The 15,944-nt window shown below is 44.7% G+C and carries 12 protein-coding genes; all 12 read right to left on the bottom strand.

Annotated elements, in window-relative coordinates; all coding sequences use genetic code 11:
• Positions 1–31 precede the first annotated feature (31 nt).
• On the bottom strand, positions 32–1,138 hold the full coding sequence (locus tag RT269_RS08140; RefSeq protein ID WP_313181773.1) for an ABC transporter substrate-binding protein: 1,107 nt from the start codon (positions 1,136–1,138) through the stop codon (positions 32–34).
• A 293-nt stretch (positions 1,139–1,431) separates the two neighbouring features.
• Positions 1,432–2,058, bottom strand: coding sequence for a VOC family protein (locus RT269_RS08135; RefSeq protein WP_313181772.1), 627 nt, complete (start codon positions 2,056–2,058; stop codon positions 1,432–1,434).
• A gap of 41 nt (positions 2,059–2,099) precedes the next feature.
• Complete coding sequence (locus RT269_RS08130; RefSeq protein WP_313181771.1) at positions 2,100–3,851, bottom strand: ABC transporter ATP-binding protein; 1,752 nt, start codon at positions 3,849–3,851, stop codon at positions 2,100–2,102.
• Positions 3,844–5,667, bottom strand: a complete 1,824-nt coding sequence (locus RT269_RS08125) for an ABC transporter ATP-binding protein (protein ID WP_313181770.1) — start codon at positions 5,665–5,667, stop codon at positions 3,844–3,846. Before RT269_RS08125 ends, RT269_RS08130 begins: the two co-directional genes overlap by 8 nt.
• A 129-nt stretch (positions 5,668–5,796) precedes the next feature.
• Complete coding sequence (locus RT269_RS08120; RefSeq protein WP_313181769.1) at positions 5,797–6,414, bottom strand: TetR/AcrR family transcriptional regulator; 618 nt, start codon at positions 6,412–6,414, stop codon at positions 5,797–5,799.
• Between the two features lie 143 nt (positions 6,415–6,557).
• Positions 6,558–7,427 (bottom strand): cysteine ABC transporter substrate-binding protein, encoded by an 870-nt coding sequence (locus tag RT269_RS08115; RefSeq protein WP_313181768.1) that lies wholly within the window; start codon positions 7,425–7,427, stop codon positions 6,558–6,560.
• A 29-nt stretch (positions 7,428–7,456) separates the two neighbouring features.
• A complete protein-coding gene (locus RT269_RS08110; RefSeq protein ID WP_313181767.1) occupies positions 7,457–8,209 on the bottom strand; it encodes an amino acid ABC transporter ATP-binding protein in 753 nt (250 codons plus the stop codon).
• A gap of 4 nt (positions 8,210–8,213) precedes the next feature.
• The gene (locus RT269_RS08105) at positions 8,214–8,891 is read right to left on the bottom strand and encodes an amino acid ABC transporter permease (protein WP_313181765.1); all 678 of its coding nucleotides are present in this window, start codon (positions 8,889–8,891) and stop codon (positions 8,214–8,216) included.
• Positions 8,872–9,531 carry an amino acid ABC transporter permease gene (locus tag RT269_RS08100; protein ID WP_313181763.1) on the bottom strand — a complete coding sequence of 220 codons (660 nt, stop codon included), beginning with the start codon at positions 9,529–9,531 and terminating at the stop codon, positions 8,872–8,874. Before RT269_RS08100 ends, RT269_RS08105 begins: the two co-directional genes overlap by 20 nt.
• 448 nt (positions 9,532–9,979) lie before the next feature.
• The gene (locus RT269_RS08095; RefSeq protein WP_313181762.1) at positions 9,980–11,923 is read right to left on the bottom strand and encodes a methyl-accepting chemotaxis protein; all 1,944 of its coding nucleotides are present in this window, start codon (positions 11,921–11,923) and stop codon (positions 9,980–9,982) included.
• Positions 11,924–12,162: 239 nt separating this feature from the next.
• Positions 12,163–14,820: a diguanylate cyclase gene (locus RT269_RS08090; RefSeq protein ID WP_313181760.1), complete on the bottom strand. Its 2,658-nt coding sequence runs from the start codon at positions 14,818–14,820 to the stop codon at positions 12,163–12,165.
• A gap of 280 nt (positions 14,821–15,100) precedes the next feature.
• Complete coding sequence (locus tag RT269_RS08085; RefSeq protein ID WP_313181758.1) at positions 15,101–15,448, bottom strand: VOC family protein; 348 nt, start codon at positions 15,446–15,448, stop codon at positions 15,101–15,103.
• Positions 15,449–15,944: the final 496 nt, after the last annotated feature.

The following is a 15,944-nucleotide window of genomic DNA, read 5'->3' as shown; positions in this document are numbered from 1 at the left end:
TTTTAGTCAGAATGTATTCCTATCCTTTTTATTAGTCGACCATAATGTCATTGAATTTCTCAATAATGGTTTCTTTTTCATTTGCTGCCCAGTCAAAATCATAATCCACCAGCACGATATCCTGTAATTTAGCCATTCCTTCGCCTACTTCCATATCGCTTCTTACCGGACGGCGTCCCCAATTCTTGCTCTGCTCTGTCTGGCATTCTTTTGATGTAACGAAATCGATAAACAGCTTTGCATTCTCCTCATTGGGAGCGCCCTTTACAAGAGCTACACCATCAGGTACTGCACTGGTTCCGTCTTTGGGATATACGAATCCAACCGACGGATCATCTTTATACTGGACTGCGGATTTCTCCAGGGTCAGACCTACGTAGAACTCGCCGTCTGCAACCATCTTGTGGCACTTGCCGGAAGAGTCTACAATCTTTCCATCCAGATTGTCATATAATTTCTTAATGAAATCCCAGCCGTCTTCCTTACCGCCATGGCCCAGGATCATGGTACAAAGCTGGGTGTACGCGGAGCCGGACTTAGATGGCAGACAGTATGCGATCTTGCCTTTCCATTCAGGCTTTGTCAAATCCTCCCATGTCTCGGGAATGGCAAGGCCATCCTTCTCGATTAAGTTCTTGTTATAAAAAATGACCATAGGCAGGGGGCTTTCACCGATCCACATATCCCCGGCGTCCTTATAAGCATCGCCGATGAACTCGTCATTGGCACATACATAGGGAGCGAAATGATCCTTAAACGCTGCCAGTGAGTCTGCGCCGCCGCCCCACAATACGTCTGCAATGGGGTTAGCAGACTCGGCTGCAATACGGTTGCACAGTTCTCCAGTACCGGCCGCAACAACTTCCACCTTCACGTTTGGATACTTTTCCATGAATAAGTTCACGCCTGCATTGAGCGGGTCCGCATCATGGGGAGAATATACGACAACGGTACCTTTGTAATCCCCTGGTGCCTTTGCTGCGTCTGCTCCGTCCTTGGACTCCTCTGCTTTTGTTTCGGCAGAAGCCGTCGTCTGGGGGGCTGCCGTGGTTTCTGCAGGCTTTCCGCCTCCGCTGCAGGCAGATAAGCTTAATGCCGCCAGTGCTGCCAGTGAAGCTGTTAATAATCCTTTTTTCATAAATAACCTCTCCTTTATTAAATTATTTTAATTCACGCTTATATGGAAATGCTTAATTCCTATGATCTAATTATAAAGTTTTGATGTTCACTTTTCCATTTAATATTCTTACATTTCTTTTGTCATCCTGAACTTTTGCACTATTTTTTATTGTTATTTCAGATATACATGTACATAATACATAATTCTAAGCCATGAAAGCCGCCCGGCACCACTGGATCAGACCACCGGCTTGGCATCGTGTTCTCAAACAAATTCTCAAATAAATAAGCCGCCAAAAATGGCGGCCTAATTTATATATCCTTAACTGCATATTCAAATTCCAGATCTTTGATTCCGCTCCCTGTAAACAGGGTCAATACAGGATCGTCACATAGTTCCTTGATCATTGGCATCAACTCTTCCCTCGTTCCGAAGGATATGTTCTTTATTCTTTTTGCACCGTTCGGGTGTATAAAGTTCACAGGCTTCGGATCAATATTAAAATAAGTCATGAGAAAAGGAAGCTGCATCTCATCCGGAAACAGGCACGTAAACCGTAATTTTCTTCCCTTTGAATCATTCCTCCGTGAACGCATTTCAAAATATCCCTGTTTGTTTCTTTCCAGGATCCTTTTTTCATCCCTTAAATCTGTTTTATAGTTCTCAAGGGCGACTCCGCACGGGCCCCCTTTATGGTTATCCCAATAATTCAGGCGATCGACCAATCTGCTTTTTCCAAACATGCGCAAAATCCTCTTCATGAATTCCGGCATTCCGGTTGAAGCAAGCAGTTCCAGATAAGGACCCTCAGAAAAATAAACAATCGCATTATATGGGTTTTTCAACGTCCCATATTCCACTTCAAATCCCTTTTCCTTATATTCCTTTACTGCCTGGTGCAAGTCATCTACTTTATAAATAATATGGCTGGTTTTCACCTGAATCACTCCTCCTATTCATTTTGGTGACATTTTCCCCCTTAGACACTCCATCCCAAGCTTTCCTGCTGGATCCTGTACAGCCTTTCATAAAGTCCCTTGTTGTTCATCAGTTCCTCATGAGTGCCTTCCTCCGCCAGCATGCCTTCATTGAGCACGATAATCTTATCCGCCCCTGATATGGTCCTTAAACGGTGAGCGATGACGATTACCGTTTTGCCTTCGATCAGTCTGGAAATTGCCTGCTGGATTAGCGCCTCATTTTCTGGATCAAGGGAGGCCGTTGCCTCATCTAAAAGTACGATAGGCGCATTTTTTAACAGCGCCCGGGCAATGGAGATACGCTGCCGTTCCCCTCCGGAAAGCGTGCTGCCGTTTTCCCCCAGCATTGTCTCATAACCCTGGGGCAAAGCGTTTATAAATCCATCACAGCAGGCGGCCCTCGCCGCTTCCTTAACCTGTTCTTCCGTAGCTTCCATGTTTCCGATGCGGATATTGTTAAAGACTGTATCGTTAAACAGCACCACATCCTGGAACACAAAGGACATATAGCTCATCAGATGTTCCGGATCCAGGGTTTTCACATCAATTCCGCCGATTTTTACGCTGCCCTCGTTCACATCCCAGAAACGGGCAATCAGCCTAGAGATGGTGCTTTTCCCGCAGCCGGAAGGGCCTACCAGAGCCGTGATGGCGTCGGAAGGAATGGATACGGTCAGGTTTTTGATCACCCTGTCATCCCGGGATTTTTCCGCGTTGTAGCCAAAGGAAACATTCTCAAAATCAATATTCCAGTGTTTCAGCGGCTTAACGCCCTCACCATCCATGACCGGAACAGCCATAAGAGTGCGCATCCGTTTCGTAGCGATCCGATGGTAAAACAATTCCGGCAAAAGGGTAAATTCCACAATGACCGGGCCATAAATCCTGACAACGATGACAAAGAACATGAGCATGGGAAGGAGTTGGATACTGCCCCCTGTCAGCAGATAGGTTCCGACAAAAACGGTCAGCCCCACACCTGCCTGTAAAATCATCTGAGCCCCGGTGACAAAAATTCCGGTGACAAATTCCATTTTGATTGCCATTTTCTTCATCAGGTGCAGAGCATCATCTAACGCCGAAAACTTCGAGCCGTCTAAGCCACAGGCTTTTATAACCTTAATTCCCTCTAAATACTCCTGTACCTGATCGGAAGCTTTCAGTTTTGCTTCCACCTGCTTCTCACTTAATCTCGCCTGAACCTTTTTGCTGCCTAAGATGACAAGCAGCGCGGCAGGCACAGTGATGAACACAGAGAGTGCCATTCTCCAGTCAAAAAGAGCCATCATCACACAGATAACAGTAATAGAAATGGCATTGGCGCTCAGCTGGGGAATGATGTGGCTCAGCACATGCTCCGTAGTGGAACAGTCAGCCATAATGTTTGTGGTCAGCTCGGAAAGATCCTTTGAGTTAAAAAAGCTCATAGGCAGCTTCCGGATCCGTTCAGCAACGCTGATTCTGGAATTTTCAGCTTCCAGATAAGACGTGACATAGGTTTTTTTATAGTCGTTTTTACTGGCAAAAAATACAAGCACTGCCGAAACAACGCCGCATCCAAATAAAAACCACATCCTCGTCCATGAAATCTCCTGGTCCATCATTGGCTTTAAAAGCTCGGCAAAAACCTGAATGGTCACTGCAAAAGGAAGCATGAGTGCCAGATTCGTGATTGTGCAGGCGGCAATGGCCTTCTTTAAATCCTTGTAGCCTTTATTCGTAAGCATCAGTGATTCCTTCCAATTATACATGTTCTTTCATCCCCTTTCTATCCATCTTCCAGTCAAGAGCTTTCGTATATACGTCCCACATATCAGAATATTTTCCCCGTCTTTCCAGTAATTCATCATGTTTGCCCTGCTCCACAAGGCAGCCCTTGTCTACTACTATGATTTTATCCGCACTGCGGATGGTTGACAGGCGATGGGCTATCATGATTACCGTTTTCCCATGCATCAGCTTCTGAAACGCCTGCTGGATTAAATGTTCGTTCTCTGGGTCGGAGAATGCAGTTGCCTCATCTAAAAGAACAATGGGTGCGTCTTTTACAATGGCTCTGGCGATTGCAATCCGCTGCTGCTCTCCGCCTGAGAGATGGACGCCTTTTGTACCTATGACCGTATGATATTTTTCCGGCAGCTTTTCAATAAACTCATGGCACTGCGCCGCCTTTGCCGCAGCGATCACCTGCTCATCAGTGGCACCCTGATTCCCTAACCGGATATTATCCATAATGCTTTGCTTAAAGAGGAACACATCCTGGAATACAAAGCTGACCTTTTCCATCAGATATTCGCTTCTCATATCCCGTACGTCAACGCCTCCGATTTTGATCCTTCCTTCTGTTACATCGAAAAACCGTGGAATGAGATGGGCAATGGTGGTTTTGCCGCCGCCGGATGGACCAACGATGGCGGTGATCTGATTTTCCTCCGCCCGGAAAGAAATGTCAGAAAGTGCCTGGGCCTCCTGACCGACGTAAGAAAAGGATACGTTTTCAAATACAATCTCATGACTGGAGATTTCCTTCGGTCTCTGGGGATTCATAAGTGGCGGGGTATTCAGGATTTCATCCATTCGCTCCACACCGCCAATGATCTGCATCCCGCTGCTAGAAACATACATGATCTTCATCAAAACGGATGCAATGGATGGCACAAAGATCAGGTAGAAGATAAAAGTGGCTGCAAAACCAGAATAATCAGATGTATGCAGCCCGATCAGGATACCAACCGGGATCAGGAATAAGTAAATGTTATTGATGACCGTCTGAAAAGCGGACATATAGTTTTCCCAGCTCATGGTATAAGGAATGACCATTCTGGTGTATTCCTTAATGGCGCTGTGCATCCGGCGGAAAGAGAACACCGTTTGCTTAAACGCTTTGACTACAGTGATTCCGCGGACATACTCCACGGATGCATTGTTCATATCCTCCAGGGCGCTCTGGTATTTTGCCATCATGGTTTTAGCCCCGTCATTGCCATAGGCTTTTATCTGGATCGTAAAGGCAATGACAATGCCAGCCACAGCCGCAAGGCCAAAGCGCCAGTCTACTGCCAGAAGTATGATGAACATGACAACCGGAGCTACAAAAGAGGCAACCAGATCAGGAAGCTGGTGGGCAATGAATCCTTCGATCTTCTCAATGTTTTCATCCATGATCTTACGCAGTTTCCCGCTGCCGACCAGCATATGAAACCCAAGAGGCAATCCGGCAAGATGGGAAGCAAAGTTCACTTTCAACTCGTACAGAGTACCAAAAGCGGCCAGATGGGAACACATCAGAGCCGCAAAGTACAGCAATACATTAAGCAGGATTCCCCCAAAGGCCAGCCACCCGAACCCAACCGTTCTTTGCAGATCAAGATTCTTAAAATCAGGGAATACTCCCATGACTTCCCTCACCACAAAGTAGATAGCGATATAAGGCACAAACGAGGCGACAGATGCCAGCGCCGATAAGATCACCGAAGAGATCATAAGAGGCTTTTTGGTAGCCGCAAGCTCCACCAACCTGGCTATGCCGGTTTTGGGCCTGGCAGCCGCAGAATTAATTTGTTTCATGATAAACCACCTTTCTTGGTAAAATGTAACTGCTTAGTAATAACAACTCCCTATATGAAATTAGTTAGTTAAAACTAACCATTATGTAACGCTTTTTTGTTCAAATGTACCGGTAACAGCCCCGCTATATCAAAGTCCCATAATCTTCTTCCAGCCTGCGTGCTGGAAAGCCCCCAGAACCATCGAGTAGGAAAGAGCTTTTTCCCGTGGGACATCATGGACCACAAACTCTAAAATCTGCTGGAAAAATGATCGGGATAAGATGCGGATCAAGGTGCCGTCAATATCCATTACTTCATGCCCCGCCTCTCTCATTACTTTGATAAAATCCCAACAGGATTTCTCTTCGAGTTTGACCAGCTGTGCGATATAGCTGTCACAGCTTCCCGCACTGCCCTTACAAAACAGCAGCTTGAATATATCAAACTGGTCATAGATATAGTTGATCATCCAGGGAATCGTTTCATCGGTAATATGATCCAGAGAAGCCGCCTGCTCGCTGGGAGGCAAGCCTGCAAATTCGTCATGAACCTTTCTGTACTTTTCCAGGAGTCCATCCGCTGCATCTCCAGTCAATGCATCAAAAAGCGCCTCCTTGCCTGGGAAATACCCATATATGGCTCCTGTTGTCACAGAAGCCTCCCTGGCAATCCTTCTTAGGGAAGCCCCCTCATAGCCATACTCCAAAAATTCCTTTCTGCCCGCCTCTAAAATGGCAAGATGTGTGTGTTTTACCTGAGCACTCATCGTTTCTCCTTTTTTATAACACTGTTATATAACAATGCTATTATGAAATAAAAAAAGCAGGACGTCAAGACGCCCTGCCGGTTATTTTTCTCATTAAGTTCTCGTTAAGCTAATAATGATATTTTTTCTCAGTTTCTTATTTCTTAAACCTGGCCGCCTTCTACAACCAGATTTTCAGGATCGATCTCATCTCCATAAACAGGCTTTAGGGTTTCCTCAAAATCCTTATGGAAGAACTGCTCCTTGCCAAGGGTTTCGATCTCGCTGTTGATCCAATCCAGAAGATCCTTATTTCCTTTCTGAACGGCTGGAGCAATGGTATCCAGATTTCCAATGGACTCGATTCCTACCGTGAATCCCTTATTCTGAATGGCCCATGCAAGAACTTCCGTATTATCGGTAGAGAAGGCATCTCCCCTTCCGTCCAGAAGAGCGTCATAAGCTTCCTGATACTCATCAAACTTTAACAGCTTTACTTCCGGATGATTTTCAGAAAAATAAGTTTCAGCCGTAGTTCCCTTTACCACGATAAGGGTCTTATCCTTTAATTGTGCCACATCGTTAATCAGAGCTGCATCAGGGGAGACCACGCCAAGAGCCACCTTCATATAAGGAAGTGCGAAATCCACCTGTTCCTTTCTTTCGTCAGTAACAGTGAAATTAGCCAAAATCACATCCACCTTGGCGGATTTTAAATATTCCACCCGGCTGGCCGCCTCCACGTATACGAATTCAACCTTATCCTCACTTCCAAGCAAGTCCTTTGCCAGCCGCTTTGCAAGATACACATCATAGCCCTGGATCTTTCCGTTGGAATCCACATATCCAAATGGATTCTTGTCGCTGAATACGCCGATTTTAATGGTTCCGGCTTCCTTGATCTCAGATAAGGTTCTTGCCTTTGCAGATGCCCCTCCGGTGTTTCCCCCATTGTCCTTTGCCTGGCCGCAGCCTGCCAAAAGGCCTGCCGCCATGGTAATGCCTAATAATGCACCTAGTAATTTCTTCTTCATAATTACATCCTCCATTTTATTTTTTTATTTTATAACGCTTCATAATGAAACGTATTTAAAAACTGTTTTGCCCGCTCTGTCCGGGGTGAGGTGAAAAATTCATCCGGCTGGCTCTCTTCCACTACAACGCCCTGATCCATGAACAGGACACGGTCAGCCACTGCCTTGGCAAATTCCATTTCATGTGTGACGATGACCATAGTCATTCCGTCCTTTGCCAGTTCTAACACCACCTGCAGCACCTCCCGTACCATCTCCGGGTCCAGGGCTGCCGTGATCTCATCTAAGAGCAGGATCTCCGGATGCATGATAAGTGCCCGTACAATCGCCACTCTTTGCTTCTGTCCGCCGGACAGCTGCCTGGGATAAGAATCCTTTTTATCCAGAAGCCCTACTCTGGCGAGAAGCTGTTCTGCTTCCTCTGTCACCTCTTTTTTATCCCTTTTCTGCACCTTTAAAGGGGCCAGAATAATATTTCCCAGAATGGACTTATGCGGGAATAAATCGTAGCTCTGGAATACCATGCCGATCTTCTGTCTTATTTCATAAACATCCCGTTTCCCCCTGTCAATGATCCGGTCCTTAAACTGAATCGTACCGGAATCAATGGGCTCCAGCATGTTGAGACATCGTAAAAAGGTACTTTTTCCGCAGCCGGAAGGTCCTACGACCACCACTACCTCCCCTTTTTCCAAGGTAAAGGAAATATCCTTTAAAACCGGCTGCCCGTTTTCGTAAGACTTCCTAAGATTCTCTGTCTTTAAAATCATTTCCTGACTCATATTATCAATCCTTTAATTTTTTATCTAGCAGGGCAGCAGCCCTGGAAAACGGGTAACAAATCACAAAGTACAGAATAAAGATCACTCCGTATACCCAGAGGGCCGCATCTGGTACCGTGTACCTGGAGGAGTCAATGATCTGTTTTCCAACCTTAACCACCTCAATCACGCCGATCAATACAACAAGAGAAGTGGTTTTGATCATTCTCGTCAGAAGGTTCATGACCGACGGAAGCAGCCTGCGTATCGTTTGGGGAATCACAATATACCGGTATACCTGAAGCTCCGTCATTCCCAGGCCAAAGCCGCTTTGATACTGATGGGCCGGTATGGATTCCAGCGCGCTTCGCACCAGGTCCCCCATTTCTGCCGTCCCCCAGAAGGTGAAAACAATGACCGCAGCCATTTCCCCGGAAAAATTTACATTCAAATGCTTTGCAGCTCCAAAATAGACAAGAAACAATAGAACCAGCTGAGGCATGATCCTGACTGTCTCCAGATATATCCTTGTAAAAAACCGGACCGGCCTTTTTTTGCTGGTCATCACCATTCCAAGGAGTATTCCAAGTCCAACGGATAAAACCATGGATAAAACTGCGATCTTAAGTGATACCAGGAGACCGCTAAACAACCGCAGAAAATTATTTCCCTCAAACAGTATCCTAATTCCCAAATTCTGCATAGCGGACCCTCCTTTCTATCCAGGAACAGAATAAGGATATTGGCAGCAGGATGATCAAATATGCTGCCACCAGCATTAAGAGGGCCTCATCTGTTTTATAATAAATTCCTATCAGATCCTTTGCCACAAACATTAAGTCAGCCAGCGCAACCGCACTGAACACCGATGTTTCTTTTATAAGAAATATGATGTTGGCACAAAATACAGGGATTGAGGTGGTGACCGCCTGAGGAAGGATGATATACCGGAATACCTGCCCTTTTGTAAGTCCCAGGCTGAGACCCGATTCTGACTGGATAACCGGTACCTGTTCGATTCCCGCGCGGAATGCTTCCGCCATGTAGCTTCCTCCTAAAAATGCCAGCCCTGTGACTGCACAGCTTTCAGAGCTTAAAACAACACCGATTTTAGGAAGTCCGAAGTATAAAAAAAACAGCTGGATCAAAAGAGGCGTATTTCTGGATACCTCAACATAGCCATTCACAATACTCTTTAATACCGGTATCTTAAAAATCTTAACCAGGCTGCACAAAAGGCCAATGGCTGCTGACAGCAGGATCCCCAGAAAAGATATTCGAAGTGTCATACCTGCCGCCTCTGCATACAGCGGCATATAGGCACGAATAAACTCAAAATCCATGATTTTTCCTTTCTCCCTCCTTTTTACTTATGTGATCCATCCATTATCTTCCTCCCTTTTTATATTACCGAAAGCAAAAGACGCTTTCGATGATCCGATGGACGGGCTGAACGACAGCCCTTTTATCTTCACTTTCTATGCAAGTTCCGATAAGTTATATATTAATAAATGCAAAAGGAAGCAGGTATACGCAAATACCTGCTTCCTTCCATTTATTTCCCCTATGTTACAGGATAAAAATTGGAAATCAGATACCAAAACGCACACGTAAACAAACTGTATCTCTTCTCATGAAGCATCTACAGCTGCAACAATTCATCTTAAGATTCATGTTACACACGCAGTTCGTTTTCATATCGTTTTGATTTCTCCTTTTACATACTAAACATATATGTTTAATATACTATCATCCTGCCTATTTGTCAATCATTTTTTATAAACCTTTCTTTTAAGACTGTGTTAACTGAAACTCCATAACCCGTTCTTTTAACATCTGCATCTGGCTTAAAAGCTCTTCACTGGTCGCCGCACTTTCCTCTGCTGTTGCTGAGTTGGCCTGAGTGACCATGGAAATCTTCTGCATTCCCTCTCCAAGTTCAGAAACGCTGCCTGCCTGGCTCTCCAGTGATTCGGATATCCTTGACACGAGCGTATTAACGGAACTAGTCTGTTCTACGATCTTCTTAAACACATCAGCAGTCTGCTCCGTGTTCTGTTTTCCCTGTTTTACAGACTCAATGGTGCTGTGAATCAGATCAGTCGTCTGCTTCGCTGCATCCGCACTTTTGGAAGCCAGCTCCCGTACTTCGTCTGCCACCACGGAGAATCCTTTACCTGCCTCACCGGCACGCGCCGCCTCTACCGCTGCATTTAATGCCAGAATATTGGTCTGGAACGCAATATCATCAATGATGTGAATGATGTTCTGGATCTTTTTTGCAGAAGCGTCTATGCTTGCCATGGACTGCTGCAGCCTTTGCATTTCCTCATCTCCATGCTGAGTCTCCAAAAGCGCTGACTCCGTCATGTTCTTCATAGACATGGAATGCTCTGCGTTCTCCTGAATGTGATGAGATACCATTTCCAGAGAATTGGTCAGGCTCTCTGTGGTCGCCGCCTGTTCCGCAGAATTTTCTGCAAGATTCTGTCCACCAAGGGCAACCTGTGCGGAGCTGGAACGAACCTGATCCGTTGCCTGTGTAATATTCCATAGTGTACTGTTTAAAGAGTCTAAGATCTGGTCCAGGGCTGACTGGATCGGAATGAAATCACCTTGATACTGCACGGCACTTCTTACGGTTAAATCTTTGGCCGCCACGGCATTCAGCACATTTGAGATATCCATGATATATGACCGCAATCCATGGATGGTGTTCTGCAGGGCCATGATAAGCCGTGCACTTTCATCTTTTCCTCTAACCGGCTCAATATCTTCATCAAGTTCTCCCCTGGCCAGCCGTTCGATCCTTTGCGTTGCAGTCACAATCGGTTCGGTGATCTTTTTGGAGAATACACGGGTAATAGCAATGGCTGCTAATAGCAGAACCAGCCCGGCGATCACACACATGATCAGTGTATAGCTCATGTTTTCTTCGATCTGTGTCAAAGGCGTGGTGACTGCAACTGACCAGCCTTCCGGCCCGGCTAAGGGAACATATCCCACCAGGCGGCGCTGTCCGTTGTAATAGCTAAAACCGGTACCTGTTTTGCCGGAAGTCATTTCCTTAAAAATTTTAGCGGTAGGCGCATAGGATGGATCCTTTTTTGCCAGTTCAGAATAGTCTTTTGGATTGGATACGTTGTCTTCATTCGGATGAATGACAGTCAGTCCATTCTTATTAATGACAAAGGCATATCCGTTTTCACCGATTTTGATTTTTGTCAGTTCCGCGCTGATGGCTTCATAAGGAAGAGATCCATACAATACTTTTCCGGTGGCGGCAATAGGGGCAGCTATAAAAAGACTCAGCTTCTGCTCTTCATTTAAAGACGGATCGGAAATATAGGCAGCTCCTTTTTGGGCTTCTATAAAAAAGTCCTGATCTGCAATCTGGTCACCTTTGTTATTGGTTCCCTGTGCATCCGCTATTGTTATGTAATGAAAACCTGAAGCTTCTGCCTCCTCATCCAGCAGGCGCTTTATTTCTGAATCTGATGTTCTCCCATCTGTTAAAAAGCTCTTTGATGCCGTTACCGTTAATTCACTGCGGTAAATATTTAATACGGAATCGATACCCTGCTGATATGCTGCTGCCAGATAAGACGAATTCTGCTTTGCCTCAGCCATGGAGCTTCGGTAATAAAGAATTGAAGAAATGGTGGTCAGGAATATGACCGTAAAGATCAGCAGCAAAGAGATAAATAGTAAAAGCTTGTTTCTTAAGTACTTCATGTTTCTAGTGCCTCCTCAAAATTGCAATTTCGAAAAATCCTGAATTTTGAATCTTCTTACAGGCATTTCTCTTAAGTATATGGATATTCAGACATAGTATCTTACCAACTGCAGTCTCATAAATCATCGTACTGTAATTTTTATTTCTACGGACAACTGCTATGCCGTAGGCATTATAGCACAAATAATGGAAACGAACAACCATTCGCCAATGCGGGGAATCCAATAATGAGGCAGCATTATTTATTCTCTTTCATGATGAGTACAAACAATTCGGCAATCGTTGGATCATACTTTTGTCCGGAACCATTTAAAATGGCTTGCAGCGCTTTTTCTTTTCCCGCATCCCGGTTATTTTCCCGGTTTAAGATTCTCTCATACCCTTCTGCAACAGATAAAATACGGGAAATAAGCGGGATCTCCTCGCCCTTTAAGCCCTTGGGATACCCGGAACCATCCCAGCATTCATGATGTCCGTACACGCCATTGGCAAGGTCCAGTGTTTCCTGGGACAGATTCAGAATGCGGTATCCGATGGCCGGATGCTGTCTCATCATCTCATGTTCTGCTTCCGTCAGTTGTTCATGAGTCTTTTCAAGAATCGACTCACTCAGGGTGATTTTACCGATATCGTGGAGGTATGCTCCATCCCGCAGCTTCTTTATCTCTGTTTCAGGAAGCCCCATGGCCATGCCGATCCTTTCGCACAGCTTGCTGACTTCTTCTGAGTGTTTTTTCTCCCATGGGCTTTTCATATGAAGAGAAGTAATAATGCCGTTGATTGCATGACTTCCAAAGTTTATGGAAGAAATGCTCTTCTCCTTATACATCTCGTTCTCTGCTGTCTCCAGGATCCGTTCAATCTTCTGCCAGTGCTTGGCCTTTGTTCCGATTCCCACCGCAACACTACATGACACCATGTTTACCTTTTCCATTGAAACCTGATTTTTGACCCTCGAAGCAATGGACTCCGCCTCTTCCCAGGATGTGCGGGGAAGCAGCACCGTAAATTCATCGCCGCCGATCCGTGCGGCAACATCTCCTTCCCGGCAGTTCTTTTTCAAGACCTGGGCGACCTTAACAATGAATTCATCTCCGGCCGTATGCCCAAAGGTATCATTGATGAGCTTTAAGCCGTTTAAATCCAGAAAAATCAGGGAAACCGGCTGGTTCTGCAGCGTGTCTGCTTTCTTCATCTCCTGCTCAAAACGCCTTCGGTTTACCAATCCGGTAAGCGGATCATGATAGCTTAAAAAGCGGATCTTTTCCTCCCCTTTCTTTCGCTCGGTAATATCGGCAAAGGTTATGACATACCCAACATGCTTTCCTTCCCTTAATTGGGGCAGGGCACGGTACTCCGCATCAAAGCAGGTACCGTCGGCCCGCCTAAGCACACCGTTTCTTTCCCCTCCATTCTTTTCGGGACTAAGAAAATCGGCAAAAAACTGCATATCGCTTCCCAGCAATTCCTCGGGCTTAGTATATCCCAGAAGGCGAAGACAGCTTTTGTTGCAGAATGTGAATCTCCCGTTTAAATCCGTACCAAATATGGCTTCCGCCGCGGTATCCAGTATGAGCTGAAGCTGGAACTGACTCTCCCTTAATATCTCATTTGCCTTATTTAACTCCTTGGTCCGCATTTCAACAATACATTCCAGATGCTTGACCATGTCAAGCAGATTATCCGCCAGGCGGTTAAATACATTGGAGATTCTTCCTATTTCATCGTTCCTTACGATCTCCACTCTTTGCTCTAAATTCCCTGCAGAAATGTTCTCCGCTATGGTCAGTAAGCCATTGATCGGCTTATAGAGCCTTCGGATGATCAAGAAAAAAACACTTATGGAAAGAGCGCCGGCGATAACAGCCAGTTCCGCCGAAACCCCGATATTCCGGTTCAGTTCTGCAGCCAAAACACTTCCCGGAATCACAGAAATAATGATCCAGTCAAGACCTTCTTTCCGATATTCCTGTACGTTCGCATACCAGTTCGTTTCTCCCGCCTTCCATGAGAATTCTGCCTTCTGGGATTTAAGATAATTCTCGTAACTGTTCTTCCAGGCCGGAAGGGAAAGGTCATCGATCGTATTTCTTTTCAGTGATCCGTCACCATCTGCGGTATAATTATCCTCCCCCATGGAATTTGCAATTAAATACCGGGAGCCTTTCTCTATAACAGACACGAAGCCCTTGAAACCGGCTCCCTCGCTTTTCAGATAATCCCCAATATCGGAAAGAAGCATATGGGTCCCTAAAATACCCTTAAGCGTTCCTTCCTCATCATATACAGGACATGAAACAGACACTGCCAGGTCATTGACGATAAAATCTTTGTATACTGGCGAAAAAACAGGCCCCTTCTCTTTTTCTGCCGCCTGATACCATTCCTGCAGCCTTGGATCAAAGGTGCCTGCGTTTCGTATCAACGCCCCTGCCGTTAAATCCTCATTTATATTACAGCACCAGCTTTCTCCGCCTGTTTCATCATTATTTTTTATGAGTTCAAGTTCCCCATTATTATTTCTGAGGGCCCCATAGTATTCTCCATCAACCGATGCATATGTAAAACTGTAGATCTCTTTCTCATAAGATTCTAAAATGCCAATAAAAAAAGAGTTGCGACTCTTTTCATTAAAAAAATCAATGGTTTTATTTTCAATCAACTTTTTCCCTAGTTCATTTGCCGTAACTGGAACCCTGAAAAATGAATTCATCTTTTCAATCACAACCTGATTCATCTCTTCAGAAATCCCGGCAGTCTCTCTGGTTATGGAAGATTGCCAATTGTTCAAAACAAGTTTTTCAATAGTCACCAGGGACAAAAGGAACAGACAGATAAATGTGACGATTGTCACATTTTGGATTGACATGCTTTTTCGTGGTCTTCGTAATCTCATCTTCCTGATCGCTTCGGTTAAACATACCCTTTCCTGCACGGCTCATACCCCGGTTACTTACCGGCTGGCCCCGCATAAAGTAAGTATAACTATTTCTTTTGTAAAGTTCAACCTGAAAATCTTTGCATGTAAAATAATCCAAAACCCTTATAATTCACTGCAAAGGATTTGGATTATTCTATTCAGTCAATTAATTTAAAAATAATTTTGATCGTTAGAAGCTCATAATTAACAATTTAAAATTGGAAATCGTTACTTTAATAAAAGGGAATTGGTGAGGTCATTTAGGAAAACATCTAAAGGTTATAAGATTATTATCAGGATCTAAGAAACCCATATTTTTTGCGCCCCAAGGTCTTAGGGTTGGAGGCATAACAATCTCGATGCCAAATTCTTTTAGTCTCTCATATTCGGCATCTACATCATCTACCGTAAATGCAATACAAATGTTGTGATCATTGTTCTTTCTCTCTATCCCATCATTGAAAACAGTCAGTGTTGTTTCCTCCGATATAATAAATTGATGAATATCATCATCACTGCCGTTATCAACATCAAATAACATTTTATAAAAGTTTGATAATCGGATAACATCATTAGTCAATAAGCATATTTCTCCCACTTTCATTCATGCTCCCCCATGCCCAGCAATAACACATGACGAACAGGTATCATCCCCACAATGGGGCGGCATTCTTCTAATCATTTTAAAATCTCCTCTCCCAATAAAGAACTAACGTTCTTACACTATAACATATCAGCAATCAATATTCAATTATTTATGGGCAATCATTCTTAAAATCTCAGTTTAACTTTTCTTGAATATAATATATTAGGCGTTAAATACGCCATTAAATAATTAATAGGAGGGAGCTTTATGCAGCCTAAGGAATTTCAAGGAATGAATATATGTGATTGCAGTTGCACAAAAAATTGTTCATCAGATAGTTGCTCCAATCATGGAAATATAAAATGTGAACCTTGTACGTGCAAATGCTTTCGTTGTAAAGGACCGACCGGGCCTACTGGACCTGCTGGACCTGCTGGGCCTACCGGGCCTATGGGGCTTACCGGTGCGACTGGACCTACTGGACCTACCGGTGCTACTGGACCTACTGGACCTA

This window comes from Lacrimispora sp. (genome assembly GCF_032078915.1).
Taxonomy (GTDB): Bacteria; Bacillota; Clostridia; order Lachnospirales; family Lachnospiraceae; genus Lacrimispora.
This window is presented reverse-complemented; position numbering and strand designations above follow the sequence as displayed.